Below are 25,575 nucleotides of genomic sequence, written 5' to 3'. Positions count from 1 at the left end.
CGTGGCGATCCAGCAATCGAGCCGCTGGATCGCGCCCCTAAACTTAACGGGGCGCTTCGCTCCTCGCGATGACGACGCCTCGACAGACCCGGCATCCGATAATTCGTTCCGGATTGCGCCCGGGACCGCGCCTGCCCCTCGCCACCGCCGTCGGCTTTCGGTTATAGTGCGCGCCCGCCGCGTCGGCCGGGCGTGAGCCCGACCCGACGATTCGTCCGGCGGCCGGCATCGTCGAAGTGGAATCGGGATGAAGCTGATCATCGAACGGGCCGCCCTCCTGAAGGGCCTGAGCCATGTGCAGAGCGTCGTCGAGCGGCGCAACACCATCCCGATCCTGTCCAACATCCTGCTGCGCGCCGAATCCGGCGCGCTGCGCCTGACCGCCACCGACATGGATCTCGAGATCGTCGAATCCGTGCCGGCCGAGATCCTGGCCCCGGGCGGCACCACGGCGCCGGCGCACACCCTCTACGACATCGTGCGCAAGCTGCCCGACGGCAGCCAGGTCGAGATCGAGACCAATGCGGATGGCGGGTCGCTGTCGCTGCGCGCCGGCCGGTCGAACTTCCGGCTCGGCTGCCTGCCGGTCGAGGATTTCCCGAGCATGGCCGGCGGTGACCTGACGCACCGCTTCACCATCGCCACCGGCGATCTCCGGGTGATGATCGACCGGACCAAGTTCGCGATCTCGACCGAGGAGACGCGCTACTACCTGAACGGCATCTACCTGCACGCGGCCAAGGCCGACAACGTGCCGGTGCTGCGCGCCGTCGCCACCGACGGCCACCGCCTGGCCCGGATCGAGATGCCGCTGCCCGACGGTGCCGACGGCATCCCCGGCGTGATCGTGCCGCGCAAGACCGTGATGGAACTGCGCAAGCTCCTGGACGAGAGCGGCGAGATGGTCGAAGTCCAGCTGTCCGAGACCAAGACCCGCTTCACCCTGGCGGGAACTGCGGGCGACGGCGTGGTCCTGACCTCGAAGCTGATCGACGGCACCTTCCCGGAATATGAGCGGGTGATCCCGAGCGGCAACGACAAGATCCTCGAGGTCGACGCCAAGGCCTTCGCCAAGGCGGTCGACCGCGTCTCCACCATCTCGACCGAGAAGAGCCGGGCGGTGAAGCTGACGATCGAGAACGGGTCGCTGACGCTGTCGGCCAATTCGGCCGAGCAGGGCAGCGCCACCGAGGAGATCGAGGTCAGCTACGAGGCGGCCAGGATCGAGATCGGCTTCAACAGCCGCTACCTCCTCGACATCACCCAGCAGATCGAAGGCGACGGCGCCCGCTTCGCCATGGCCGATGCCGGGTCGCCCACCATCGTCCGCGACACCGCCGATTCCAGCGCGCTCTACGTGCTGATGCCGATGCGGGTGTGACCGGGTTTGGACCGACCGTGCCGGCCCCGATCGTCATGGCCCCTTTCTCCATGACAGGGGCGAAGCATCCGCTTCGGATGCCTTGAGCCACATGTCCCAGGACCCCATGCCGGAGCAGGCCCCGCAGTCGGGGCCGGCGCCCTCCCCGTCCGGGCCGCCGGCCCGGATCGCGCTGACGCGGCTGACGCTGACCGAGTTCCGCTGCTACGGCCAGCTGCGGATCGAGCTGGATCCGCGGCCGGTGGTGCTGACCGGGCCGAACGGCGCCGGCAAGACCAACCTGCTGGAGGCGGTGTCGTTCCTGTCGCCGGGCCGCGGCCTGCGCCGCGCGCCGCTGCCGGAGGTGACCCGACGCCAGGCCGCCGAGGGCAAGGGCTGGGCGGTGGCAGCCCAGCTGCTGACCCCGACCGGCGAGATCGCGCTCGGCACCGAGCTGGAGCCCGGCGAGGGCCGCCGTGCCGTGAAGATCGACGGCCGGCCGGCGCCGAGCCAGACCGCGCTGGGCGCCCGCGCGCCGATGGTGTGGCTGACGCCGCAGATGGACCGGCTGTTCGGCGACGCCGCCAGCCAGCGCCGCCGCTTCCTCGACCGGCTGGTCTACGGCTTCCACCCCGACCATGCCGGCCAGCTCGCCGCCTATGAGCGGGCGATGCGCGACCGCAACCGGCTGCTGAAGGATTCGCCTCGCCCCGACGCGGCCTGGCTGACCGCGCTGGAGGACGCCATGGCGGCCGCCGGCGCCGCCGTCGCCGCCGCCCGGCGCGAGCTGGTGGCGCGGCTGCGCGGCGCCGAGTCGCTGATGGTGGACGGCCCGTTTCCGCGCGCCGACCTGGCCATCGACGGCCGGATCGAGGCGTGGCTTGACGATCGGCCGGCGGTCGACGCCGAAGAGGCATTCCGCCGCCTTTTGTGCGATAATCGACGGATCGACGCCGCGGCCGGCGCCGCGACGGAAGGACCGCATCGCAGCGACCTTTCCGTCCACCACCGGTCGAAGGCGATGCCGGCGGCGCAATGCTCCACCGGCGAGCAGAAGGCGCTGCTGATCGGCATCGTCCTCGCCAATGCCCGCCTGCTCGCCGGCGAACGCGGCGCCCCGCCTCTTCTCCTCCTCGACGAGGTGGCGGCGCATCTCGACGGCACGCGTCGTGCCGCCCTCTACGAGGAGATCCTGGCGCTCGGCGCCCAGGCTTGGATGACCGGCACCGACACGGCGCTGTTCGCGTCGCTCGGGGACCGGGCACGCCACTTCGGCGTCGACGACGCCAGGGTGACGGAACAAAACGGATGAAGAAGAATGTCGGATTCTGAGATCGCGAACGACGGCGGCGCCTACGATGCCAGCTCCATCACCGTGCTGCGTGGCCTGGAAGCGGTGCGCAAACGGCCGGGCATGTATATCGGCGACACCGATGACGGGTCGGGCCTGCACCACATGGTGTACGAGGTCGTCGACAACGCGATCGACGAGTCGCTGGCCGGGTACTGCGACACCATCACGGTGACGCTGAACGCCGAAGGCTCGGTCACCGTGACCGACAACGGCCGCGGCATCCCGGTGGCGATCCATGAGGAAGAGGGCATCAGCGCCGCCGAGGTGGTGATGACCCAGCTGCATGCCGGCGGCAAGTTCAACCAGAACTCCTACAAGGTCTCGGGCGGCCTGCACGGCGTCGGCGTCTCGGTGGTCAACGCGCTGTCGGACACGCTGGACCTGACCATCTTCCGCGACGGCCACCAGTGGTTCGCCCGGTTCCACGACGGCGACGTCGAGGCGCCGCTGAAGGCGGTCGGGCCGCAGGGCGAGAACCGCGGCACCCACATCACCTTCCTGCCCTCGACCAAGACCTTCACCAAGACCGAGTTCGACTTCGGCACGCTGGAGCACCGGCTGCGCGAACTCGCCTTCCTGAACTCCGGCGTCAAGCTGACCCTGACCGACGCCAGGGGGCCGGAGCCGAAGGTGGTCGAGCTGCATTACGAGGGCGGGCTGAAGGCCTTCGTGGCCTATCTCGACAAGGCCAAGCAGCCGCTGCACCCCGAGCCGATCACGGTGACCGCCGAGCGCGACGGCATGACCGTCGAGGTGGCGATGCAGTGGAACGACAGCTACCACGAGACCATGCTGTGCTTCACCAACAACATCCCGCAGCGTGACGGCGGCGCCCATCTGGCCGGGTTCCGCGGCGCGCTGACGCGGCAGGTGAACAACTACGCCACCGAGAGCGGCATCCTGAAGAAGGAAAAGGTGGCGCTGACCGGCGACGACGCCCGCGAGGGGTTGAGCTGCGTCCTGTCGGTGAAGGTGCCGGATCCGAAATTCTCCAGCCAGACCAAGGACAAGCTGGTCTCCTCCGAGGTCCGTCCGGCGGTCGAGGCGGTGGTCAACGAGATGCTGGCGACCTGGTTCGAGGAGCATCCCAACGACGCCAAGCGGGTGATCCAGAAGGCAGTCGAGGCGGCCTCGGCCCGCGAGGCGGCGCGCAAGGCGCGCGACCTGACCCGGCGCAAGGGCGCGCTCGACTTCGCCTCCCTGCCCGGCAAGCTGGCCGACTGCCAGAACCGCGACCCCGCCGAATCCGAACTGTTCCTGGTCGAGGGCGACAGCGCCGGCGGCTCCGCCAAGCAGGGCCGCGACCGCAAGTTCCAGGCCATCCTGCCGCTGCGCGGCAAGATCCTGAACGTCGAGCGGGCGCGGGTCGACAAGATGCTGGGGTCGGCCGAGATCGGCACCCTGATCACGGCGCTGGGCACCAGCATCCGCGACGAGTTCAACGCCGACAAGGCGCGGTACCATCGCATCATCATCATGACCGACGCCGATGTCGACGGCAGCCACATCCGCACCCTGCTGCTGACCTTCTTCTACCGCCAGATGCCGGAGCTGATCGAGCGCGGCTACCTCTATATCGCCCAGCCGCCGCTGTACCGCGCCGCCCGGGGCAAGGAGGCGGTGTATCTGAAGAACGACGACGCGCTCGAGGCCTATCTGATCGACAGCGGCATGCGCGACCTGGTGTTCACGCCGTTCGACGGCAACCAGATCGGAGGCCTCGACCTGCGCTCCCGCCTGGAGCAGGCGCTGGAGGCCAAGCACCTGCTCACCCCGCTGATCCGCAAGGTCGGCCAGCGCAATGTGGTGGAGCAGGTGGCGATCGCCGGCGCGATGTCGCCGCGCATCGTCCATGACGCCGCCCTGGCGACCGAGACCGCGACCTATGTGGCGCAACGGCTGGACGCGTTGACGCCGGAGTTCGAGCGCGGCTGGCAGGGCTCGGCCCTGCCGCCGGAGGGCAACCAGCCGGGCGGCCTGGTGTTCCGCCGCGTCCTGCGCGGGGTCACCGAGGGCCGGATCATCGATTCCGACATCATCCGGTCGGTCGAGGCGCACAAGCTCGACCGCCTGGCCGCGGATTTCCAGGCGCTGTACAAGCGGCCGGGCGTGCTGACCTGGATGAACCCGAAGGGCGCCGCCCAGGAGTGGCCGATCACCGGCCCGATCGACCTGATCGACCGGGTGCTGGAGCAGGGCCGCAAGGGACTGGCGGTGCAGCGCTACAAGGGCCTGGGCGAGATGAACCCGGATCAGCTGTGGGAGACCACGCTGGACCCCAACGCCCGGGTGCTGCTGCGGGTCGAGGTCAAGCATGCCGACGACGCCGAAGAGGTGTTCTCGACCCTGATGGGCGACATCGTCGAACCGCGCCGCGACTTCATCCAGGAGAACGCGCTGAAGGTGGTGAACCTGGACGTCTGATCGTGAGACTCGGACGGCGCGGGAGACTCCGCAGCATGGGTGACCGAAGCAGCGTGGGTGACCGAAAGGGCCACTGACCGCAGTCGACCGGCCGTCCGATGATCCCTACAGGCCGTGCTCGCGGAAATACTGCCGGATCCAGGAGAGCAGCTGGCCGGGAGGCACGGCGTGCGCTCCCACGCTGGCCGCCACGCTGCGGTCGACCAGGGCCTGGCCGTGGCGGGCCGAGGCTTCCAACTCCCTCATCAATTCGGGCTGTGCCGCCAGCAGGGGCGCCAGATGCTCCTTCGTGACCTCGAGCACGAGCGCATGGGTGAGCGCCTTGACCGTGCCGGCATGCGGCGCGCCGGTCAGCAGGCCGATCTCGCCGATATAGTCGCCGGATCCGATGCGGCCGATGGTGGTGGTCGAGCCGCCATTCGCCCGCGACACCTCCAGCACCCCGGATACGACGACGAACAGCGATGCTTCCGTCCCGCCCTGGGCGAACAGCAGGTCGCCCGGATCGAGCGTCCGCATCGAGGCCTGGCGTTCGAGTTCGGCGCGCTGGTCGTCGGTCAGGGCCTGGAACAGGGGGATGGCCAGGGGCTGCTTCCCTCCCCCTCCGTCTCCGATCGCACCGCGGCCGCCCCGGGCATCGCCCAGGCCGGCGGCGCGGAACTGGCGCATCACCTGGGTCAGCAGGGTGCTCTTGGTCTCGCCCAGAACGCTGCTATGCGAGACGGAAAACGAGATGCTGTAGACGTTCCAGCGCTTGCCGACGCTGGCAAGGGAGACGCCGGCCGCCGGTGTCGCGAGAATGGTGGGGCACAGCAGAATGGCCTGCCTGACCAGCTCCACCACCCGTTCCGGAGGCACATCGATCGAACAGGGCACGTGGACGGAATCGTTCCGCTGTTCCGACGGGACGCTGCGGTTGATGACCCGCGACCGGGTGGCGATGCTGTTCGGCACCGAGGCGATGTCGTTGCCGTCGGTCCAGACCCGGACCGACCGCCAGGTGATCTGCACCACCACGCCTTCGATCCCGCCCTCGATCCAGACCCTGTCGCCGACAGAGTAAGGGCGCTCGATGCCGATCGCGATGCCCGCGAACACGTCCGCCAGGGTGTTCTGGAGCGCGAGGCCGAGGACGATCGCGATCACCCCCGATGTCGCCACCAGGGCCCGGACCGGGAATCCGAAGACGGTGCTGACCACGGTGAGGGTCGCGGCGAGATAGATCACGCCCGCCAGCAGGTCGGACAGCAATCCGCCCTCGTGGCGGAAGGCCCCGTGCGGGAGCGCAGCCCGCACGGTGTTGACCAGGAGCCGCGCCGCGAACAGCCACCACATGGCGGCCAGGACCTGCTGCCAGATGACCTCCTCGAAGGTCGATCCGGCGAAGGCCGGCTGCAGCAGGGAACCGACGACCCTGACCACCATGATCGTCAGCCCGCCGAACAGGATCCCGCACGTCGCAAGCCTCGACCAGACCGGCCGGTTGCGCATGAGCCGCCAATCGAGGAAGCAGAGAACCACCAGAAGGCTGGCGACGATCTGACTGGTCATGTTCGCCCACTGTTCCGAGAGCAGGGCTCCCTACTTGTCGAGGGCATAGGCGATGACGTAATCGCCGATCTTCGTGCCGAAGGACCCATGCCCGCCGGCCGCCGTGACGACATATTGGCGGCCGTCGACGGCGTAGGTCATCGGGGTCGACTGCCCGCCTGCCGGCAAGCGGTCTTCCCACAGCTGGTCGCCATTCGTGACGTCATAGGCGCGGATATAATAATCCGTCGTCGAGGTCAGGAAGGCCACGCCGCCGCCGGTGGTCATCGGCCCGCCCAGGCTGGGCACGCCCATCTTAATCGGGATCGGCACCGGCGCGCTGTCACGGATGGTGCCGTTGCGGTGCATCCAGGCGATCTTCATGGTCTTGAGGTCGATCGCGGCCATGTAGCCCCAGGGCGGCCGCATGCAGGGCAGCCCGACCGGCGACAGGAACGGGTGCAGCACCACGCCGAACGGCGTGCCGTACATCGGCTGGACCCCGATCTCGCTGCCCGACGGGTGCGCGTCGTTCGGCGCCGCCGGGTTGTCCGGGCCGCGCGGCAGCAGCTTGGAGACGAAGGGGATGGCGATCGGGTTGGCGATGGCGATCTGCCTGACCGGGTCGACGGCGATGCCGCCCCATTCGAACATGCCGAGATTGCCTGGGAACACCAGGGTGCCCTGCAGCGAAGGCGGCGTGAACGTGCCCTCGTAGCGCATCTGGTGGAACAGGATGCGGCAGGCGAGCTGGTCGAAGATGGTCGCGCCCCACATGTCGGCACCGGTCAGCAGCTTCTCTGGGCGGAAGGTGAGTTCGGAGAAGGGCTGGGTCGGCGACAGGCGGTCGCCCGGGGCGGGGCCCTGCGGCACCGGCCGCTCCGGCGCCGGCACGATCAGCTCGCCGGTTCGCCGGTCGAGCACGAAGAGGTTGCCGGTCTTGGCCGGCTGCAGGATGGCCGGGCGCGTGCCCTCCGGCGTGGCCAGGTCGACCAGGCTGGGCTGGGACGGCAAATCCATGTCCCAGAGGTCGTGATGCACCGTCTGGTAGGACCAGACGCGCTTGCCGGTGTTGATGTCGAGGGCGACCAGCGCGCTCGAATACCGTTCCGATTCCGGGGTGCGGTTGCCACCCCAGATGTCGGGCGACTGCACGCCCATCGGCATGTAGGCCAGGCCCAGCTTGGGGTCGTAGGACGCGGTCATCCACGAATTGGGCGAATTGTTCGTGTAGGTGTGCGTCGCGGACGCCAGGGCGTTCTCGTCGACTGCCCCGGCATCCCAGGCCCAGACCAGCTTTCCGGTGTGGATGTCGAAGCCGCGGATGACGCCCGATGGCTCCTGGGTCGAGTAGTTGTCGATCACCGAGCCGGCGATGACGATGATCTTGTCGCTGACGATCGGCGGCGAGGTCGGCTCGTAGAAGCCCGCCGTCTGCACGCCCATCCCCTCCTGCAGGTTCAGCGTGCCGTGGTCGCCGAAGCTCTCGCACAGCGCACCGGTCTCGGCGTTGAGCGCGATCATGCGGCCGTCATTGACCGGCAGGAAGATGGTGCGCGGGCAATCGGCCGGCGCCGGCGCCCCTGTGGTGTCGACCGCCCCGGCCGCGGTCTCGTGGTAGGAGACGCCGCGGCAGGTCAGGTGCTGGAAGGTCGGGTTGTTCTGCACCTTGGGATCGTAGGACCAGCGCAGCGCGCCGGTCTTGGCATCCAGGGCGAACAGGCGCTGGTGCTGGGAACAGAGATAGAGCGTGTCCCGCACCTTGATCGGGGTGACCTCGAAGGTGGTTTCGCCGGGATCGTTCGCCCCGGGCAGGTCGCCGGTGCGGAAGGTCCAGGCGACCTTGAGGTCCTTGACGTTGGCCGGCGTGATCTCGGCCAGCGGCGAATAGCGCTGCCCGGACTCGGTCCGGCCATAGGCGCGCCAATCCTCGTCCGGCTGGCCCGAAGGTGGCTGCGGCGGCGGGGATGCAACCGCCGCGATGGTGCCATGGACCTCGTGATAGCTGGAGAGCAGGCCGACCGCCAGCACCGCCACGCTCGCGACCACCCCGCCCCACAGCGGCAGGGTCATGGCCCTGCGGGACGCCCCGGCGGGATGGCTGAGCGCGCGCGTGATCCACGGCGTCAGCAGCCACAGCCCCAGCAGGAAGACGACATCGCCCCGGGCCGCGAGCGGCCACCAGTCGAAGCCGATCTCGGCGACCGCCCAGGCCAGCGTTCCGATCAGGACGGCGGCGTAGACCCACAGGGCCCCCGGCCGCCCGGCCATCAGCAGCCCGCCGGTGACCAGGATGCCGACACCGGCGATGACATAGTAGAGCGAGCCCCCGAGCAGGCCGAGCCACACGCCCCCCGCCGCCAGCGCCAGGCCGATCAGGCCATAGACCAGCCCCGACACCAGCAGGATCGGTCGCGGTTTCGAAGGGAGTGGCATCTGCGGGGTCCCTCGCTCTGAACGGTCAATCGCCGGCACACCGACGATGGGCCGGATGCATTTCCAGAACGGCCTCCCAGCCATTGTTGCCGCGAGTGTCCACCGATCGCGGCGCGCGGTCGAGCGACAAACGCCGGAGCCGCGTCAGAGACCGGTTGGAAACGGGTTGGCGCGAGTCGGCTGGTGGTGGTGTCGAGAACCGGCGCGCAGCGGATATGGTCGTCCGTGAGCACCGGAAGCCGAGAGGCCGCCATCAGACGGCCGCGCCGGCGCGTTTCCAAGCGGTCTCTCAGAAGTCGATGGAGGTCTTCAGGCCAAGCACCAGGACGTCGTCGTTGTGGCTCGTGCCGCCGGGAAGCCGGATGTACTGGATGTTGGGGCGCGCCATGAGCCAGTCGGCCGCCTGCAGGCCATAGTAGAGCTCGAAGGCATATTCGGAATCCTGCACGGCCACGGGGCCGAGCCCCGCCTGGTTCAGCAGCCTCTCGCCCTTGGCCACCCGGTCGTTGACATGGGTGCGCCCGAAGGCGAAGCCGATCTCGTCCTTCGGGCGGGCATCGAAGGGGCCCGTGTAGATCAGGCCGACGGCGATCTGGTTGTCGATCGTCGAGGTCCGCTGGTCGGCGATGGTGGCGTTGAGGAACAGGCTCAGGCCCCGGTCGGGATCGTCGCGATCGGGGCGCGTGACCTGCTGCAGGAAGTTGATGTAGGCCCCGTACCGCCCATGCCGGTCCTCGAATGGCCGGCCGGTGAGGACTTCGGGGTTGCCATCGTCATCGGTGAACACGTCGTTCGCGGTCGAGGTGTCGTACCAGGCGCCGAACTTGTAGCTGCCGGGAAGCTGGGTCGGGCCGAGCGTCGGGGTCCAGCCGACCTCGACCGGGACCATGACGCCCGTGGTGCCGGACGGGTTGTTCGGCAGCACCGCCTGGTCGACGTTCAGGAAGCCCGGGTTCATCTGGTAGGCGCCGGACTGGACATAGCCGAAGCCGGGGATGTTGACCTTCACGCGGGTGGCCCACTGGCTGACCGGCCAGTTGTACCAGTAGTTGCCGACCAGGTTGCCCGGCTGAGAACCGCAGAAGGTCAGGTTCTGGAACTTGCAGCTGAAGCTGGCGAAATCCTCGCCGACGGTCAGCCGGCCGATCTTCCAGTCCAGCGCGCCGGAGAAGTACTTCTGATTGTACCAGAACTGGGTGAGGCGCCAGGTCTGGCCGCGGCCGAACACCTCCTGGACCTGCTGCAGCGTGCCGAGCTGGGCGTCGTCGCTCAGGTTCCGGCCGTTGCGGTCGGTGATGGTCAGCTGGATCTTCGCGTCATGGGCCCCCAGCAGGCGGTCGAGGTCGAAGGTGGCGCCGAACGACAGCTGGTCGTCGTAGCTCAGCTGGTTCTTGGTGCCGCCCGCCGCGTTGTAGCCGAGCTCGGAGGTGTAGCCGAACTGGAAGTCGATTCCGGCCTGCTGGAGATCCGTGCGAACGCCGCCCCAATCCCCGGTGAGCTTTCCCTTTCCGGCATCGTCGGCGAACGCGGCACCGCTGGGCGCGAGACTCGCGAACAGCAGCACGCTGATTGCCATGCGCAACTTCAAGCTGGGGTCTCCCTGGTCGGCTTGGCGGCATATTGCGCCCCTTCGGCCGCAAACGTCATCAGGCCGCCCCTCGGACCGGTTGCCGCACCATCGGGCATCGGACTGCCGGTCACGGCGCCGGCTTGCGGCCGATCAGCCAGATCAGGTACGGCGCGCCGATCAGCGACGCGAACGGGCCGATCAACCGCCCTGCGGCGGCCGGTTCAGCCGGCCGGTGCCGCCCACGCCCGGACCCCGGCGACGATGTCGAAGGACCGGCGCCGTGCCTCCTGGTCATGGACGAAGGACAGGATGGCCAGCTCGTCGGCGTCGGTCCTGGCGATCAGGGCCTCGATCCCGTCGCGCACCGTCTCGCGCGACCCGACGATGGCGTAGGGCATCATCCGTTGCAGCAGGGCCTGATCATCAGGGTCCGCGAAGGCCATCGGGTCGTCCGTCGGCGGCGGCAGCCAGCTGGGCCGGCCGCGCAGCAGGGCGATCGCGGCCTGCTGAATCGAGGTCATCAGGCGCCGCGCCGCCCGGTCGGTCTCGGCGGCGACGATCAGGGCGCTGACCATCAGATGCGGCCGGGCCAGCGCCGCCGACGGCCGGAAGCCCGACCGGTAGATCCTGACCGCGGCATCCAGCGCGGCCGGCGCGATATGGGCGGCGAAGGCGAAGGGCAGCCCCAGTGCCGCCGCCTCCCCCGCCGAAAAGCCGGAGGAGCCGAGCAGCCAGACCGGCACGTCCACATCGGCGCCCGGCGCGGCCCGGACGCCCTGCGCCGACCCGGCCTCGCCGAAATAGGATTGCAGTTCGCGCACATCGGCGGGGAAGCGGTCGCGGGCGTCCGGCCGCTGGCGCAGGGCGCGCAGGGTGGCCTCGTCGCCCGGGGCGGTGCCGGAAGCGCGGCCCAGCCCGAGATCGATCCGGCCGGGGTAGAGTGCCGCCAGCGTGCCGAACTGTTCGGCGACCATCAGCGGCGGGTGGTTCGGCAGCATGATGCCGCCGGAGCCGACGCGGAGGGTCGAGGTCTGCCCGGCGATATGGCCGATGACCACCGAGGTCGCAGCGCTGGCGACGATCGCCGCGCCATGGTGTTCGGCCAGCCAGAACCGCTTGAAGCCGAGCGTCTCGACATGGCGGGCGAGGTCCACGGCCTGTTGCAGCGCCTCCCGCGGCGTCTCCCCGGCGCGCACCGGCGCCCAGTCGAGCACCGAGATCGGGATGGATCGGTCGCCTGCCATGCCGGAGCCTCTCAATTGCGCGACCCGTTTCCAGGGACGGTCGCCACACCGCCGCGCGTCGGTCCGCGTCGCCGACCGGATTGCATGCACGGCGTTACCGGCTGATGTCCGCGCTGCGGAAAGGCGTTACTGCCGTAACAAGCCGCTCGTGCCGAGAGCTTCCGATCGGCCGCGCGATCAATCGGCTTCGTGCACCAACAGCGACGCCAGTTCCGGCGGGAAGAACAGGCCCTGCGGCGTGCCCTGATCGATCACCAGGCCACGACGAAAGCAGCGAGCACGACGCCGCCGGCGATCGCGGCGATCCAGGCCAGCGCGTGGGGGTTGACCGCCAGCCAGTCGCGCCAGCCGTCCAGGAACCGGCGCTCGGGTTGCGGCGTTGCCGTCGGCCCGGACGGCACCTGCGGGCGAGGCTCGGCCGACGCCCCCTCCCCGGCCGGGATCGCCGTGGACGAACCCGGCGAAGGAGGGTTGGCGACGGCACCGGCGGCATCCCGGACCAGGGCGGCGGCAAGCTCGTCCGGGTCCACGGCCACGACCTGGACCGTCTCTCCGGTCCCCGGCCGTCCGGCCAGGCGGATCATCGTCGCGATCCGCCGGTAGGCCGGCGGCGACGTGCCGTCGATCCACTCCTCGTCGGTCTCAACCTCGTAGCTGCCCGGCGGCTGCACGCCGTCGATGCCGCTCAGCACGAAGGGATGCGCGAAGACTGCGGTGGTGGTGATGGTGCGCATGGTCATCGCGAATCCCTCGGTCTCGCCGCCATCCCGGCGTGCTAGGTGGCGGCGCGCATCACGGCGTAGAGGGCGATCAGCACGATCAGGCCGAGCGGGATGATCACGGGGGGAACGAACCAGGCTTTCATGATGCAATCCTCCCGAGGCCCGGCAACGGCGCCGCCGGCGCGGCGACTGTCTCCACCTTCGGCTTCCAGGTCGCGGCCCGGCGCTGTGCCCGCGCGATCTCCAGCACGGTCAGATGCGCAGCGGCCCGCTCATATCCCGCCTGGGCGCTCTGCTGCTGGGCGCCGGACAGCCCCTTGGCCGCGATCACGAACCACATGCAGGCCTTCACCGCGTCTTTCGAGACCTCGGGGTCTTCACCGTAGATCTCGGCCAGCCGGCCCTGGGCCCGGTGCAGCCCCTGCGACGCCGCGCGGGTCAGCCATTTGATCGCCTCCGCCCGCCTGTCCTCCAGGGCGTAGCCGTTGTCGTCCTCGCGGTTGCCGTAGAGGACACCGAGGTTGAACTGGGCAGCGGCGTCCCCCTGCTCGGCATCGCGCTGCAGGCGCTTCATGCTGTCGATCCTCATGGAGGTCACCTCTGTGCTGGCGCATGGCACCCACGCCCGGACCAGCCGGGCGGTGCGACGCGCAATGTGCGGAAACCGCAAAACCGATCCCGCCGAGCCGCGGGGCCTTCTGGGTCAAGCAAGAGTCCGTCGACGCAATCGAACGCGGACGGCCTCGACGATCCCAGCGGCGAGCGCGCGCCGCTGTCCTGCAAACCACCTGTCAAACATGGTGTCGACCCGGCCCGATTACGATGGGAAGCCATGCCGCGCCCCTTCGGTCCGGCCGTATTTGCAGCGCTTCCTCACTGGATCGCATAAAAAATCCCATCCTCCTGCTACATAATCTGCCGTACAATCCAGTACACCATTTGATATTATTGGAATCTCTTGAATTTTCTTCGAAAGAGTACCATTTCAATTAAATCCGAAATCGATCCCTCAATTTGTCTTTACATAGACAAAATTTGGCGCGAAGCTGGGATCTTCTTATCCGGACATGCGATTTCGGCGGCCGTGAATTTCGCGGGCCCGCAAAACCTATGTTTGCAAAATGAGGTCTCATGACCACAGGAACCGTGAAGTGGTTCGATGCCCGGAAGGGGTTCGGCTTCATTGCCTTGGATGAAGGCGGCAGCGACGCCTTCGTCCATGTCAGCGCCGTGGAGCGCTCCGGCCTCGGCCACCTCCGCGACGGCCAGAAGCTGGATTTCGACCTGGTCGCCGACCGCAAGACCGGCAAGTCATCCGCCGACAATCTCAAGGCCCTGGACTGATCGCGCCGCCGGCGCCCATCGCCCCGCAAAACGCGGTCGCTTCACGCCTCACCCACCGCCCCCGATCGATCGGGTGCACAGGAGATCTCATGGCCAAGAGCCAGAAACGCAGCAATCGGGAAATCCGCAAGCCGAAGGCACCAAAGCCAATCGCCGCAGTTACCACAGGGTCGCTGTTGACCAAGGCGGCGCCGCCCCCGGCGCCCTTGCCCAAAAAGAAGAAGGGCTGAGGCGCGGGGGCATCGAGCCCGCCCAGTCCCCGATCCGGCATGGGCCGAGATCGCCCCTTTCTCACCGGGGCAGCGGCGGTTTCGCCAGCCTGCCCGATGGAGGCCCGCCGTGACCCAGCTGACCCGCCTGGCCTTCATCGGCAACTCGCTGCCGCGCCGCTGCGGCATCGCTACCTTCACCACCGACCTGCAGCAGGCAGTGTCGGCGTCGAGCGCGGAGGTCGAGGCCTCGATCGTGGCGATGAGCGACCACGGCCACAGCTACGACTATCCCGCCGCCGTCCGCCTGCAGGTCGGCGACGAGAAGATCGAAGACTATGTCCGCGCCGCCGATTTCCTGAACGCCGGCCAGTTCGACGTGGTCTCGCTGCAGCATGAGTTCGGCATCTTCGGCGGCGAGGCCGGCGGCCACATCCTGGCGCTGCTGTCGCGGCTGACCATGCCGATCGTCACCACGCTGCACACGGTGCTGGCGGAACCGACCCCGGTGCAGCGCCGCGTCCTGAACCGGATCATCGACCTGTCGTCCAGGGTCGTGGTCATGGCCGAGAAGGGCCGCGAGCTGCTGCGCACCGTCTATGCCGTGCCGGCGGACAAGATCGAGGTCATCGCCCACGGCATCCCCGACGTCGCCTTCGTCGAGCCCGACAAGGCCAAGGCCAAGTTCGGCTTCAGCGACCGATCGGTAATCCTGACCTTCGGCCTGTTGTCCCCCAACAAGGGCATCGAAGTCATGATCGACGCCATGCCGACGATCCTGGAGAGCCGGGCCGACGCGGTCTATGTCGTGCTCGGCGCGACCCATCCCAACCTGGTCCGCGACCAGGGCGAGGCCTATCGCGAGAGCCTGGTGGCGCGGGTGCGGGACCGCGGCGTCGAGGACAATGTCGTGCTGCTCGACCAGTTCGTCGACCGCACCACGCTGCTCGACTACATCGCCATGTCCGACGTCTACGTCACGCCCTATCTCAGCGAGGCGCAGATGACCTCGGGCACCCTGGCCTACAGCTTCGGGCTGGGCAAGGCAGTGGTGTCGACGCCCTACTGGCACGCCCAGGAGCTGCTGGCCGACGGCCGCGGCCTCCTGGTGCCGTTCGGCGATGCCGAGACCATCGGCCGCGAGATCGCGGAGCTGCTGACCGACGACGACCGGCGGCAGGCGATGCGCAAGCGCGCCTATGCCAGCAGCCGGTCGATGACCTGGGCGCGGACCGCGGAGCGCTACCTCGCCACCTTCGAACGCGCCCGGCGCGGACAGCGCCTGCGGGTGATCGAGCGGCCCGACCAGTTCGTGCCCTCGACCGACGGCGTCGCCACGCCGGAGATGCAGATCGGCCATTTCCTGTCGATGTGCGACGACACCGGGCTGTTCCAGCATGCGGTCCATTCGGTGCCCGACCGGTCCCATGGCTACTGCGTCGACGACAATGCCCGCGCGCTGCTGGTGGCCTGCGCGCTGAACAACCCCCGCGACCCGCGCCTGCCCGAGCCGCTGATCGCCCGGCTGGCCGGCTTCGTCCAGCATGCCTGGAACCCCGACACCCGGCGGTTCCGGAACTTCATGAGCTTCGACCGGCGCTGGCTCGAGGACACCGGTTCGGAGGACAGCCACGGGCGGACGCTGTGGGCCCTGGGCGAATGCGCCCGCAGCGACACCAGCACCTCGCGGCGACGCTGGGCCATCGCCCTGTTCGCCGAGGCGCTGCCGACGGTCGAGGGCTTCCGGTCGCCCCGGGCCTGGGCCTTCACGCTGCTGGGGCTGGACGCCTATTGCGCGGTGGTCGCCGAGGACACCCTGGCCGAGCGGGTTCGCCACGACCTCGCCGACCGGCTGATGGCCCTCCTGGCGGCGGTCGAGGCCCCGGATTGGGTGTGGTTCGAGGACGGGCTGGCCTATGACAATGCCCGCCTGCCCCAGGCCCTGATCGCCACCGGCATGTCGACCCATGCGCCCGCCTATGTCGATGCCGGCCTGCGGTCCCTGCGCTGGCTGATGGGGCTGCAGACCACGCCCGCCGGCCTGTTCCGGCCGGTCGGTTCGGCCAGCTTCGGCACCGGGCGGGCAGCGCCGCAAGCCTTCGACCAGCAGCCGCTGGAGGCCACCGCGACGATCTCGGCCTGCCTGGCGGCGTGGCGCGCCGATGGCGATGCGGCGTGGAAGGCCGATGCGGCCCGCGCCTTCGCCTGGTTCCTCGGCGGCAACGACCTGTCCCTGTCGCTGGTCGACCTGGAGACCGGCAGCTGCCGCGACGGCCTGCATCCCGACCGCCTGAATGAAAATCGCGGTGGCGAGTCCGTTGTGTCCTATCTTCTCGGTCTTTCGGAGATTCGCCAGATCGCGCGTCTCAGCGACGGCCGCACCAAATTCGTGCCGCGGCTGGCGTAGCATCGTGAACGCCCCGGGGGTTCCCCCCATGAAAGCCGAGGTTGCCTTGTCGCAAGCCACGTTCCTGAACCGGCAGGCCCTCTATCTGCGTCCGGACCCGGCCCGGGTGGTGGTGCGCCCGTTCGGGCCGACGGCCCAGCCGCGGGACCTGAACCCCACCGAAAAGACCCGGGCGAACCATGTCGTCGACCGGGTCCTGTCGCTCGCCCCCGAGACGGCGGCCAGCCTGATGGCTGAGGTTCTGGAGAACTTCCAGGGCCGCCACCGCCACCTGCTGGAGACCTTCGAGGCGCGCGCCGACGACATGGAGGACGCGTTCGCCAGCCATTCGCTGTTCACCCGGGTGCAGCGCCAGCTGGTCGGCGCCTTTTTCATGCACGAGTACTCCTTCGAGGCGGCGGCGCTGTTCAACCCCAGCATCGTCACCCACCCCGACCAGACCGGCGCGCCGGAAGGCGGGCGGCGCTTCATCCTGAGCCTTCGCGCCGTCGGCGAGGGCCATGTCTCGTCCCTGACCTTCCGCTCGGGGACGATCGCCGCCGACGGCAGCGTGGCGGTCGACCCGTCGGCCCGTCTGGCATCGATCCCCAAGGTCCGCAGCCGGACGCCCGGCCCCGATGGCGACGTCGTCGAACTGGTCTTCCCGCCGGACGAGGACATCAGCGAACGGGTGATCTTTCCCGTCACCGAGTCCCAGTCGAACGGCATCGAGGATGCCCGTTTCGTCGAGTTCGACGAGGGCGGGCGCCGGGTGTTCTACGCCACCTACACCGCCTATAGCGGCCGGGCGATCCGGTCCGAATTGATCGAGACCACCGACTTCGTCTCGTTCAGGATGACGCCGCTGCGGGGCTCCGCCTCGCACAACAAGGGCATGGCCCTGTTCCCGCGCCGGATCGACGGCCGCTATGCCATGATCAGCCGGCAGGACAACGAGAACCTGTATCTGATCACCTCGGACGACCTCCACACCTGGGACGGCGGCGTGCCGGTGCTGAAGCCGCAATTCCCCTGGGAGTTCATGCAGATGGGCAATTGCGGGGCGCCGATCGAGCTGGACGAGGGCTGGCTGCTGCTGACCCACGGCGTCGGCCCGGTGCGGAAATACTCGATCGGGGCGGCCCTGCTGGACAAGGCGGACCCGTCCAAGGTCCTGGCCCGGTCGCGCGAGCCGCTGGTCCGGCCGGAACCGTCGGAGCGCGAAGGCTACGTCCCCAACGTCGTCTACACCTGCGGCGCGATGCGGCTGCACGACCGGATCATCCTGCCCTACGCCGTCTCGGACACCTTCTCCAACTTCGCGACGATCAAGATCGCCGCCCTGCTGGGCACCATGGAGGGCTGACCGCCAGCCTCCCCTTCCCCGGTCCGGCCCTGATATAGGTTGGGCGACGGCATAGGATCGGGGAGGCAGGGATGGACGGACGGGATTTCGCGGGGCGGCGGGTGCTGGTGACCGGCGCCGGCAAGGGCATCGGCCGGGCCACGGCGGTGATGCTGCACCGGCGCGGCGCCGAGGTGATCGCCGCCACCCGCAGCGCCGAGGACCTCAAGGAACTGGCGGCGGAGATCGGCTGCCGCACCATCGCGGTCGACCTCGGCGACCCCGAGGCCACCCGTCGGGCGGCGATCGCGGCGCTGCCCGTCGACGCCCTGGTCAACTGCGCCGGAACCACCACGCTGGAATCCTTCCTCGACACCTCGGTCGACAGCTTCGACGCGATCATGGCGGTGAACGCCCGGGCGCCGATGATCGTGGCGCAGGAGGTCGCGCGGGATATGATCCGCCGCGGCCGCCCCGGCGCCATCGTCAACGTCTCCAGCGTGTCCTCGGCGATCGGCCTGCCCGACCACACCGCTTATTGCGCCTCGAAGGGCGCGCTCGACGCCATCACCCGGGTGATGGCGGTGGAGCTGGGGCCGCACGGCATCCGCACCAACAGCGTCAATCCGGTGGTGACCCTGACGCCGATGGCGGTGAAGGCCTGGAGCGATCCGGCCAAATCCGGCCCGATGCTGGGCCGCATCCCGCTCGGCCGCTTCGCCCAGCCGGACGACGTGGCCGAGGTCATCCTCTACCTGCTGGGCGACGCCGCGGCGATGATGAACGGCGCCATCGTCCCGGTCGATGGCGGCTTCCTGGCGACCTGAATCGGATCTAGGAGATCACGCCTTCGATCGCCGGCGCCACTTGTCCGGCCTCCCGCCGCGGGAAGTCGATCGGGGCGCGCAGCTGGAGCAGCAGCCGTCGCAAAGATGAAGGCCGCCATCAGGGTGTGATGGCGGCCTTCCGGGTCGCGCGATGGGCCTCCCGTCCGGGCCTTACGCCGCCGGGCTGTCCCAGTCGGTCGAGACGGCGAGGTCGCGCCATTCCGCCAGCTCGGCGGCCACCTTGGCGTTCTTCTGCGCGATCACCGCCACCGTGTCGGTGCCGAAGGGCATGCGCAGCGGCGGGTTCGGCGCGTTCACCAGCGCGATCATCGCCTTGGCCAGCTTGTGCGGATCGCCCGGCTGGGCGTGGTTGGCGCCGGCGGCGAAGCTGCGCATGGCGCCGACCGTCTCGGCATAGTCCTCGATCTCCAGCTCGGTCTTCACCAGCGACTGGTCGTCCAGGAAGTCGGTGCGGAAGAAGCCCGGCTCGACCACCGTGGCCCGGATGCCCAGCGGCGCCAGCTCGGTCGCCAGGGCCTCGGTCAGCCCCTCGACCGCGAATTTGGTGGCGCAGTAGACGCCCCAGCCGGGATAGGAGCCGTAGCCGCCGATCGACGAGATGTTGATGACATGGCCGGAGCGCTGGCGCCGCATGTGCGGCAGCACGGCACGGGTGACGGCCAGCAGGCCGAAGACATTGGTGCCGAACAGCCGCTCGACCTCCTGCGCCCCCGATTCCTCGACCGCGCCCAGCAGGCCGTAGCCGGCATTGTTGAGCAGGATGTCGATCCGGCCGAAGCGCTTCACCGCCTGTTCGACCGCGGCGTGGGCCTGGTCTTCCTGGGTGACGTCCAGCTTGACCGGCAACAGGTTGGGCTGGTCGCCGAAGCGGGCCGCCACCGTCGCCGGGTCCCGCGCCGTGGCCACGACCGCATCGCCGGCGGCCAGGGCCTGTTCCGTGATCAGGGCGCCGAAGCCGCGCGACGCACCGGTGATGAACCAGACACGCATGATGTTTCTCCTCGTCTGCCCGGTCGCGGGATGCGGCGTCGTGGGCCTGATGAAGAAACGCTACCGCCTCGCAGCTCATGAAATAATCGTGTAAATCTGCATCGAGATCATGAGATGATCTCATCAATGAAGCGGATCGATCCGGCCGACCTGTCGGTCTTCCTGGCCATCGCCACCCATCGCAGCTTTCGCCGCGCCGCCGTGGAGCTGGGCGTCACGCCCTCGGCGCTGAGCCACGCCCTGCGCGCAATCGAGGAGCGGTTGGACCTTCGCTTGGTCAACCGCACCACCCGCAGCGTCGCGCTGACCGAGGCGGGCGAGCGGCTGTTCGCCCGGATCCGGCCCGCCTTCCGCGACATCGACGATGCGATCGAGGATCTGAACCTGTTCCGCGGCGCCCCGGCGGGCACGCTGCGGCTGAACGCGTCGCGCGCCGCCACCCGGCTGGTGCTGCTGCCGATCGTCACCCGCTTCCAGCGCGCCTACCCCGATGTGCGGGTCGAGGTGGTGGCGGACGATGCGCTGAGCGATGTGGTGTCGGCCGGCTTCGACGCCGGGGTGCGCTTCGGCGAGGTCATCGCCGCCGACATGATCGCCACCGCGATCGGCCCGCGGCACCGCTTCGCCATCGTCGGATCGCCCGAGCATTTCGGGCGTCATCCGGTGCCGGCCACGCCGCACGACCTGCGCGGGCAGCCCTGCATCCGCTACCGCTTCCACAGCGGCGCGCTCTATGCCTGGGAGTTCGAGCGCGGCGGCATCGAGCTGGAGGTCGAGGTCGATGGCCCCCTGACCCTGAGCGACCAGGACCTGATGATCGACGCGGCGCTGGCCGGCGCCGGCCTGGCCTATCTGTTCGAGCAGCAGGTCGAAGGGCTGCTGTCCGAAGGCCGGCTGGTCCGTGTGCTGCAGGATTGGTGCCCGGCCTATCCGGGCTTCTTCCTGTACTATCCCGGGCGGCGGCAGCTGCCGGCCGCGCTGCGCGCCTTCATCGACTTCGCCCGCAAGCCGTCGCCGGCCACGGCGCCATTTTGAAGTTTGGCTTCAGGGCCTATTGAGGATTGCACCGGTTACCACGGCAGTGCGGTGAGCCCAGATATGTCCTGCATGACAGGAGAGTCACCATGAGCGCCCCGAAGACCTTCTTCATCACCGGTGTCAGTTCGGGCTTCGGCCGGGCGCTGGCGACCGAGGCTCTGGCCGCCGGCCACCGTGTCGCCGGCACGCTGCGCAACGAGGCCGCGCGCGCCGAATTCGACGCGCTGAGCCCCGGCCGGTCCGTCGGCGTGCTGCTTGACGTCACCGACACCGCAGCCATCGCACCGGCGGTCGAAAAGGTCGAGGCCGCAATCGGGCCGATCGACGTGTTGGTCAACAATGCCGGCTACGGCCATGAGGGCACGGTCGAGGAATCGCCCCTCGACGACCTGCGCCGCCAGTTCGACGTCAACGTCTTCGGCGCCGTTGCCGTGATCCAGGCCGTGCTGCCCTTCATGCGCACGCGCCGCAGCGGCCACATCGTCAACATCACCTCGATGGGCGGCATCATCACCTTTCCCGGCATTGCCTTCTATCACGGCAGCAAATTCGCCCTCGAGGGCATCTCCGAATCCCTGGGCAAGGAGGTGAAGGGCTTCGGCATCGCCGTCACCGCGGTCGAGCCGGGCGGGTTCCGCACCGACTGGGCCGGCCGGTCGATGGTGCGGGCGGCGCACACCATCACCGATTATGACGAGGTGTTCGGAACCCAGCGCGCCGCCCGCCAAGCCCGCAACGGCAAGCAGTCGGGCGACCCGGCCAAGGCCGCGCGGGCCATCCTGCAGCTGGTCGAGGCCAAGGATCCGCCGGCCCATCTGCTGCTGGGCCCCGACGCGGTCAAGCTGGTGGATGAAAAGCTGACGGCGCTGCAGGCGGAGCTGAAGGCCTGGGAACAGGTCTCGCTTTCGACCGATTTCGACTGAACGAGTCTGAGATCAAAGACATCCCCGCCGCCGCCGGGATCGCGCTGTCGGACGAGGAGTTCGCGGCGCTCGACCGCGAAGGCCGCAAGGCGCTCCGGCAGGCCTGAGGCCCGACGCCGTCACGGCGCCTCGTGGCAGACCGCCTCGATGTTGTGGCCATCGGGGTCGAGGACGAAGGCGCCGTAATAGTCGGGATGGTAATGCGGCCGCAGCCCCGGCCCCCCATTGTCGCAGCCGCCGGCGGCCAGCGCCGCCTGGTGGAAGCGGTCGACGGCGGGCCGGTCCGGCACCACGAAGGCGACATGGGTGCCGGTGATGGCGGCGTCCTTCAGCCCGATCCAGAAGAACGCCTTGCGGCCGACGCCGTAGCCGGCGAAGGCCTCGCCCTCGGCATACAGCCTGACGATGCCGATCGCCGCCAGCGCCTGGTCGTAGAAGGCCTTCGACCGCTCGATGTCGCCGACCCCGATGGTCACGTGATCCAGCATCCTGCCCTCTTCGTCGATCCTACAATCCCCACAGCCCGGCCTCGAAGCGCCAGGCCGAAACCTCGAGATCGCCGCCCGGCACCGCCAGCGCCCCGGCCGCGCCGTCGATCGGCGGCAGGTCGACCAGGTGCCAGCCGGCCGCCGCCTCCAGCTTCGGCGGCAGCAGCGGCCGGCTGATCCCCAGCGACGGTTCGGGGCTGACGCCGAAGCTGGCGAAGTCGATGGAGAAGCCGAGGCCGAGGCCCTTCGACAGCGCCTCCTTGCGGGTCCAGATCGCGTAGAAGGCGGCGGTCAGCGCGGGGCCGGACAGGGCAGCCAGCGCCGCCCGCTCCGCCGCCGAATAGACCATGCTGGCCACCTCGATCGGCGGCGGATCCGAGACCAGCTCGACATCGACGCCGACATCGATGCCGCGCGCCATCGCGACCAGCGCCCAGTCGCCGCTGTGCGAGAGATTGAATCGCAGGTCGCCGCCGCCGGAGTCAGGGCCGACCAGCTCCGGCTTGCCCCAGGCGTTCTGGCCGAAGCGCAGCTGGTCGCCCGGCACCCCGAGGGCGCGGCCGAGCAGCAGCCGCACCGCGGCATGGGCAGCGACATGGCGGGCGCGCATCAGTTCGGTGCGGAAGCCCTCGGCGCGCCGGCGCTCGGCCGGCGACAGCAAGGCAAGGCCGGCGCGCGGGTCGCGGTCAGTGCGCAGCCGCCAGACCTGGACCTGGCCCGGCGCCAGTTCGGGGAACCCCGACGGCATCGCCCAGATATCGGGGATCATTCCCCCTCCTCGAGTGCCGCCCGGTCACAGACCAATTCGGAACGCCTCCCCGCCCCTAAGCTGTCATGCCACGGCTTGACCGTGGCATCCAGGGCGGCCAGAGCCGCTCTCGACGGCCCCTGGATTGCCCGGTCAAGCCGGGCAATGACAGAAAGGAGGATCCGACAAAGCGATATCAGCGCCCCGCCGCCTCCCTCACTCCCCGTAGGGCAACCAGATGTTCTTGACCTGGGTGGCCCGCCGCAGATAGTCGCGGCCCTGCCCTTCGGCATCCGACAGCCAGTCGCGCCGGCGGCCCTGGTTGGTCCAGGTAGCCTTAAGGCTGCCGGCGCTGGCCTTCTCGACCGCCGCCCCGCCATCGGCCGGGCCGGCATACCAGAGGGCGGCGATATCGTCATGCTCGGCCAGGGTCTTGGCCAGGACGTCGCGCTCACCGGTGACGATGTTGACCACGCCGTCCGGCACGTCGGAGGTGTCGAGCACCTGGTACAGATCGGTCGCCACCAGCGGGTGGCGCGGCGACGGCACCGCCACCACCCGGTTGCCCATGGCGATCGCCGGCACCACCAGCGACACGAAGCCGAGCAGCGGCGCCTCGTCCGGGCACAGGATGCCCATCACGCCCCAGGGCTCGTTCATCGCCAGCGTCACCTGCCGGGCGCGGGCGTCATGCACCTGGCCGTCATATTTGTCGGCGAAGCCGGCGTAGAAGAAGACCCGCCGCACCGCGGCCTCGACCTCGGCCGAAGCGGCCTTCGCCGTGGCGCCGGTCATGGCGGTCAGGCGATGCGCGAACTCCTCGGACCGCGCGGCCAGGTTCTCGGCCAGGAAGTACAGCACCTGGGCCCGGTTGTGCCCGGCCAGGCCGCCCCAGCCGGTGGCCTTGTGCGCCGCCTCGACCGCGTTGCGGATGTCCTTGCGGTTGCCGAGGCCGACCTGGCCCAGCACACGCCCCTTCGGGTCGGTGACGCCATAGCTGTAGCCGCCATCCGGCCGCGCCTGCTTGCCGCCGACATACAACTTGGCGGTGCGGTCGATGCTGGGCAGGTCGTGGTCACCGCCCAGCGGCACCGCCGCCAGCGGGGCCGCGGCCACCGGCTTCAGCGCCGGCGCATCCTTCTCCCAGCCCGCCACCAGGTATTCGTACAAGCCCTCGCGCCCGCCCTCGCGGCCGAAGCCGCTCTCGCGATAACCGCCGAAGCCGACCGCGGCGTCGAACATGTTGGCGCAGTTGATCCAGACGACGCCGGCCTTCAGCCGCGCCGCGACATGCAGCGCCTGGTTCACCGTCTCCGACCACACCGAGGCGGCGAGGCCGTAGCGGGAGTTGTTGGCCAGCGACACCGCCTCATCCGGCGTGCGGAAGGTCGAGGCCGTCAGCACCGGGCCGAAGATCTCGTCCTGGGCGATGGTCGAGGCCGGCTCGGCCCCGGTGAACAGGGTCGGCGGGAAGTACAGGCCTCCCTTGGGCAGCGTCGCGGAATCCTGCCAACAGGCGGCGCCCTCCGTCTTGCCCAGCTCGACATAGTGCTTGATCCGGTCGAGCTGCACCTGGGCGACGATCGGGCCCATATCGGTCGACTTGTCCAGGGGATCGCCGACCCGCAGCGTCGCCATGCGGCGCTTCAGCTTGTCGTACATCCGGTCGGCCACGCTTTCCTGCACCAGCAGGCGCGACCCGGCGCAGCAGACCTGGCCCTGGTTGAACCAGATCGAATCCACCACGCCTTCGACCGCGGCATCCAGGTCGGCGTCGTCGAACACGATGAAGGGCGACTTGCCGCCCAGCTCCAGCGACAGCTTCTTGCCCGTGCCGGCGGTGGCCTCGCGGATGCGGCGCCCGACCTCGGTCGAACCGGTGAAGGCGATCTTGTCGACATCCGGATGGTCGACGATCAGGGCACCGGTGGCGCCGTCGCCGGTGACGATGTTCAGCACGCCCGGCGGCAGCCCGGCCTCCTGCGCGATCTCGGCGAACAGGAGCGCGGTCAGCGGCGTGAACTCGGCCGGCTTCAGCACCACCGTGTTCCCCGCGGCCAGGGCCGGCGCCACCTTCCACGCCAGCATCAAGAGCGGGAAGTTCCACGGGATGATCTGGCCGCAGACCCCGACCGGGCGGTAGCCGGGGAATTCGGTCTCGACCAGCGAGGCCCAGCCGGCATGGTGGTAGAAATGGCGGGCGACCAGCGGGATGTCGATGTCCCGGCTCTCGCGGATCGGCTTGCCATTGTCCATGGTCTCGATCACGGACAGCAGCCGCTCGCGGCGCTGGACATGGCGGGCCAGGGCGTAGAGGTGGCGGGCGCGCTCGGACCCCGGCAGCGCCGCCCAGCCCTTCTGGGCCCGGCGCGCGGCCTTGACCGCGGCGTCGACATCCTTGGCGGTGCCCTGGGCCACCTGGGCCAGCGGCTTGCTGGTGGCCGGGTTCAGCACCTCGAACCGCCCGCCCTCGGCCGGGGCGACGAACTTGCCGTCGATGAAATGGCCGAAGCCGGCCTCATGCCGCGCCAGCCAGTCGCGGGCAATGCCGCTGTCCTCGGGCGACGGGCCGTACTCCATGGTGTCGAGAATCTCCGCGATCCGGGGCATGGTCTG

Annotated in this window: 20 protein-coding genes; 10 read left to right on the top strand and 10 right to left on the bottom strand. The window is 69.3% G+C overall.

From position 1 onward, the window contains the following. Window positions 1-247: 247 nt before the first annotated feature. The 3 genes from dnaN to gyrB all read left to right on the top strand — a co-directional run bounded on the left by dnaN (window position 248) and on the right by gyrB (window position 5,138). Window positions 248-1,381 carry a DNA polymerase III subunit beta gene (gene dnaN / locus E9232_RS09790; protein ID WP_309793745.1) on the top strand — a complete coding sequence of 378 codons (1,134 nt, stop codon included), beginning with the start codon at window positions 248-250 and terminating at the stop codon, window positions 1,379-1,381. Window positions 1,382-1,472: 91 nt separating this feature from the next. Continuing rightward, on the top strand, window positions 1,473-2,672 hold the full coding sequence (gene recF / locus E9232_RS09785; protein WP_309793744.1) for a DNA replication/repair protein RecF: 1,200 nt from the start codon (window positions 1,473-1,475) through the stop codon (window positions 2,670-2,672). A 6-nt stretch (window positions 2,673-2,678) separates the two neighbouring features. Then, the gene (gene gyrB / locus E9232_RS09780; protein ID WP_309793743.1) at window positions 2,679-5,138 is read left to right on the top strand and encodes a DNA topoisomerase (ATP-hydrolyzing) subunit B; all 2,460 of its coding nucleotides are present in this window, start codon (window positions 2,679-2,681) and stop codon (window positions 5,136-5,138) included. A gap of 105 nt (window positions 5,139-5,243) precedes the next feature. On the opposite strand, the gene E9232_RS09775 is transcribed toward gyrB, so the two are convergent. From E9232_RS09775 to E9232_RS09750, 6 genes are all read right to left on the bottom strand, one after another. Further along, complete coding sequence (locus E9232_RS09775; protein ID WP_309793742.1) at window positions 5,244-6,689, bottom strand: mechanosensitive ion channel family protein; 1,446 nt, start codon at window positions 6,687-6,689, stop codon at window positions 5,244-5,246. A gap of 30 nt (window positions 6,690-6,719) precedes the next feature. Next, complete coding sequence (locus E9232_RS09770) at window positions 6,720-9,104, bottom strand: glucose/quinate/shikimate family membrane-bound PQQ-dependent dehydrogenase (protein ID WP_309793741.1); 2,385 nt, start codon at window positions 9,102-9,104, stop codon at window positions 6,720-6,722. A 289-nt stretch (window positions 9,105-9,393) separates the two neighbouring features. Next, window positions 9,394-10,692 carry a carbohydrate porin gene (locus tag E9232_RS09765; RefSeq protein ID WP_309793740.1) on the bottom strand — a complete coding sequence of 433 codons (1,299 nt, stop codon included), beginning with the start codon at window positions 10,690-10,692 and terminating at the stop codon, window positions 9,394-9,396. Between the two features lie 203 nt (window positions 10,693-10,895). Continuing rightward, window positions 10,896-11,918, bottom strand: coding sequence for an LLM class flavin-dependent oxidoreductase (locus tag E9232_RS09760; RefSeq protein ID WP_309793739.1), 1,023 nt, complete (start codon window positions 11,916-11,918; stop codon window positions 10,896-10,898). Between the two features lie 251 nt (window positions 11,919-12,169). Beyond that, window positions 12,170-12,658 (bottom strand): hypothetical protein, encoded by a 489-nt coding sequence (locus E9232_RS09755; protein WP_309793738.1) that lies wholly within the window; start codon window positions 12,656-12,658, stop codon window positions 12,170-12,172. Between the two features lie 121 nt (window positions 12,659-12,779). Further along, window positions 12,780-13,229: a tetratricopeptide repeat protein gene (locus tag E9232_RS09750; protein ID WP_309793737.1), complete on the bottom strand. Its 450-nt coding sequence runs from the start codon at window positions 13,227-13,229 to the stop codon at window positions 12,780-12,782. Between the two features lie 542 nt (window positions 13,230-13,771). Here E9232_RS09750 and E9232_RS09745 point away from each other — a divergent pair. The 5 genes from E9232_RS09745 to E9232_RS09725 all read left to right on the top strand — a co-directional run bounded on the left by E9232_RS09745 (window position 13,772) and on the right by E9232_RS09725 (window position 18,751). Then, the gene (locus E9232_RS09745; RefSeq protein ID WP_309793736.1) at window positions 13,772-13,984 is read left to right on the top strand and encodes a cold-shock protein; all 213 of its coding nucleotides are present in this window, start codon (window positions 13,772-13,774) and stop codon (window positions 13,982-13,984) included. 89 nt (window positions 13,985-14,073) lie between these two features. After that, window positions 14,074-14,214, top strand: coding sequence for a hypothetical protein (locus tag E9232_RS09740; protein ID WP_309793735.1), 141 nt, complete (start codon window positions 14,074-14,076; stop codon window positions 14,212-14,214). A 109-nt stretch (window positions 14,215-14,323) separates the two neighbouring features. After that, the gene (locus tag E9232_RS09735) at window positions 14,324-16,600 is read left to right on the top strand and encodes a glycosyltransferase family 4 protein (RefSeq protein ID WP_309793734.1); all 2,277 of its coding nucleotides are present in this window, start codon (window positions 14,324-14,326) and stop codon (window positions 16,598-16,600) included. A gap of 46 nt (window positions 16,601-16,646) precedes the next feature. Beyond that, window positions 16,647-17,945 carry a glycoside hydrolase family 130 protein gene (locus tag E9232_RS09730; protein ID WP_309793733.1) on the top strand — a complete coding sequence of 433 codons (1,299 nt, stop codon included), beginning with the start codon at window positions 16,647-16,649 and terminating at the stop codon, window positions 17,943-17,945. 71 nt (window positions 17,946-18,016) lie between these two features. Next, window positions 18,017-18,751, top strand: a complete 735-nt coding sequence (locus E9232_RS09725) for an SDR family oxidoreductase (protein ID WP_309793732.1) — start codon at window positions 18,017-18,019, stop codon at window positions 18,749-18,751. Between the two features lie 171 nt (window positions 18,752-18,922). Here E9232_RS09725 and E9232_RS09720 read toward each other — a convergent pair whose 3' ends face one another. Beyond that, on the bottom strand, window positions 18,923-19,762 hold the full coding sequence (locus E9232_RS09720; protein WP_309793731.1) for an oxidoreductase: 840 nt from the start codon (window positions 19,760-19,762) through the stop codon (window positions 18,923-18,925). Between the two features lie 126 nt (window positions 19,763-19,888). Here E9232_RS09720 and E9232_RS09715 point away from each other — a divergent pair, with 126 nt between their 5' ends. Together E9232_RS09715 and E9232_RS09710 are read left to right on the top strand one after the other, a co-directional pair. Further along, on the top strand, window positions 19,889-20,797 hold the full coding sequence (locus E9232_RS09715; protein ID WP_309793730.1) for a LysR family transcriptional regulator: 909 nt from the start codon (window positions 19,889-19,891) through the stop codon (window positions 20,795-20,797). An 89-nt stretch (window positions 20,798-20,886) separates the two neighbouring features. Continuing rightward, a complete protein-coding gene (locus E9232_RS09710; RefSeq protein ID WP_309793729.1) occupies window positions 20,887-21,723 on the top strand; it encodes an oxidoreductase in 837 nt (278 codons plus the stop codon). Between the two features lie 119 nt (window positions 21,724-21,842). On the opposite strand, the gene E9232_RS09705 is transcribed toward E9232_RS09710, so the two are convergent. The 3 genes from E9232_RS09705 to E9232_RS09695 all read right to left on the bottom strand — a co-directional run bounded on the left by E9232_RS09705 (window position 21,843) and on the right by E9232_RS09695 (window position 25,569). Continuing rightward, the gene (locus tag E9232_RS09705; protein WP_309793728.1) at window positions 21,843-22,211 is read right to left on the bottom strand and encodes a VOC family protein; all 369 of its coding nucleotides are present in this window, start codon (window positions 22,209-22,211) and stop codon (window positions 21,843-21,845) included. Between the two features lie 19 nt (window positions 22,212-22,230). Then, a complete protein-coding gene (locus E9232_RS09700) occupies window positions 22,231-22,980 on the bottom strand; it encodes a 4'-phosphopantetheinyl transferase family protein (protein ID WP_309793727.1) in 750 nt (249 codons plus the stop codon). Window positions 22,981-23,175: 195 nt separating this feature from the next. Further along, complete coding sequence (locus E9232_RS09695) at window positions 23,176-25,569, bottom strand: aldehyde dehydrogenase family protein (protein ID WP_309793726.1); 2,394 nt, start codon at window positions 25,567-25,569, stop codon at window positions 23,176-23,178. Between the last annotated feature and the right edge of the window lie 6 nt (window positions 25,570-25,575).

This window comes from Inquilinus ginsengisoli, assembly GCF_031453975.1.
GTDB classification, from domain to species: Bacteria; Pseudomonadota; Alphaproteobacteria; order DSM-16000; family Inquilinaceae; genus Inquilinus; species Inquilinus ginsengisoli_A.
The sequence above is the reverse complement of the archived record's forward strand: the minus strand, read 5'-3'. Positions and strand labels throughout refer to the sequence as shown.

Excerpts from the sequence above, each read along its gene's own strand:
- dnaN (WP_309793745.1), top strand. The coding sequence starts at position 248 with ATGAAGCTGATCATCGAACGGGCCGCCCTCCTGAAGGGCCTGAGCCAT.
- recF (WP_309793744.1), top strand. The coding sequence starts at position 1,473 with ATGTCCCAGGACCCCATGCCGGAGCAGGCCCCGCAGTCGGGGCCGGCG.
- gyrB (WP_309793743.1), top strand. The coding sequence starts at position 2,679 with ATGTCGGATTCTGAGATCGCGAACGACGGCGGCGCCTACGATGCCAGC.
- E9232_RS09775 (WP_309793742.1), bottom strand. The coding sequence starts at position 6,689 with ATGACCAGTCAGATCGTCGCCAGCCTTCTGGTGGTTCTCTGCTTCCTC.
- E9232_RS09770 (WP_309793741.1), bottom strand. The coding sequence starts at position 9,104 with ATGCCACTCCCTTCGAAACCGCGACCGATCCTGCTGGTGTCGGGGCTG.
- E9232_RS09760 (WP_309793739.1), bottom strand. The coding sequence starts at position 11,918 with ATGGCAGGCGACCGATCCATCCCGATCTCGGTGCTCGACTGGGCGCCG.
- E9232_RS09755 (WP_309793738.1), bottom strand. The coding sequence starts at position 12,658 with ATGACCATGCGCACCATCACCACCACCGCAGTCTTCGCGCATCCCTTC.
- E9232_RS09750 (WP_309793737.1), bottom strand. The coding sequence starts at position 13,229 with ATGAGGATCGACAGCATGAAGCGCCTGCAGCGCGATGCCGAGCAGGGG.
- E9232_RS09745 (WP_309793736.1), top strand. The coding sequence starts at position 13,772 with ATGACCACAGGAACCGTGAAGTGGTTCGATGCCCGGAAGGGGTTCGGC.
- E9232_RS09740 (WP_309793735.1), top strand. The coding sequence starts at position 14,074 with ATGGCCAAGAGCCAGAAACGCAGCAATCGGGAAATCCGCAAGCCGAAG.
- E9232_RS09725 (WP_309793732.1), top strand. The coding sequence starts at position 18,017 with ATGGACGGACGGGATTTCGCGGGGCGGCGGGTGCTGGTGACCGGCGCC.
- E9232_RS09720 (WP_309793731.1), bottom strand. The coding sequence starts at position 19,762 with ATGCGTGTCTGGTTCATCACCGGTGCGTCGCGCGGCTTCGGCGCCCTG.
- E9232_RS09715 (WP_309793730.1), top strand. The coding sequence starts at position 19,889 with ATGAAGCGGATCGATCCGGCCGACCTGTCGGTCTTCCTGGCCATCGCC.
- E9232_RS09710 (WP_309793729.1), top strand. The coding sequence starts at position 20,887 with ATGAGCGCCCCGAAGACCTTCTTCATCACCGGTGTCAGTTCGGGCTTC.
- E9232_RS09705 (WP_309793728.1), bottom strand. The coding sequence starts at position 22,211 with ATGCTGGATCACGTGACCATCGGGGTCGGCGACATCGAGCGGTCGAAG.
- E9232_RS09700 (WP_309793727.1), bottom strand. The coding sequence starts at position 22,980 with ATGATCCCCGATATCTGGGCGATGCCGTCGGGGTTCCCCGAACTGGCG.
- E9232_RS09695 (WP_309793726.1), bottom strand. The coding sequence starts at position 25,569 with ATGCCCCGGATCGCGGAGATTCTCGACACCATGGAGTACGGCCCGTCG.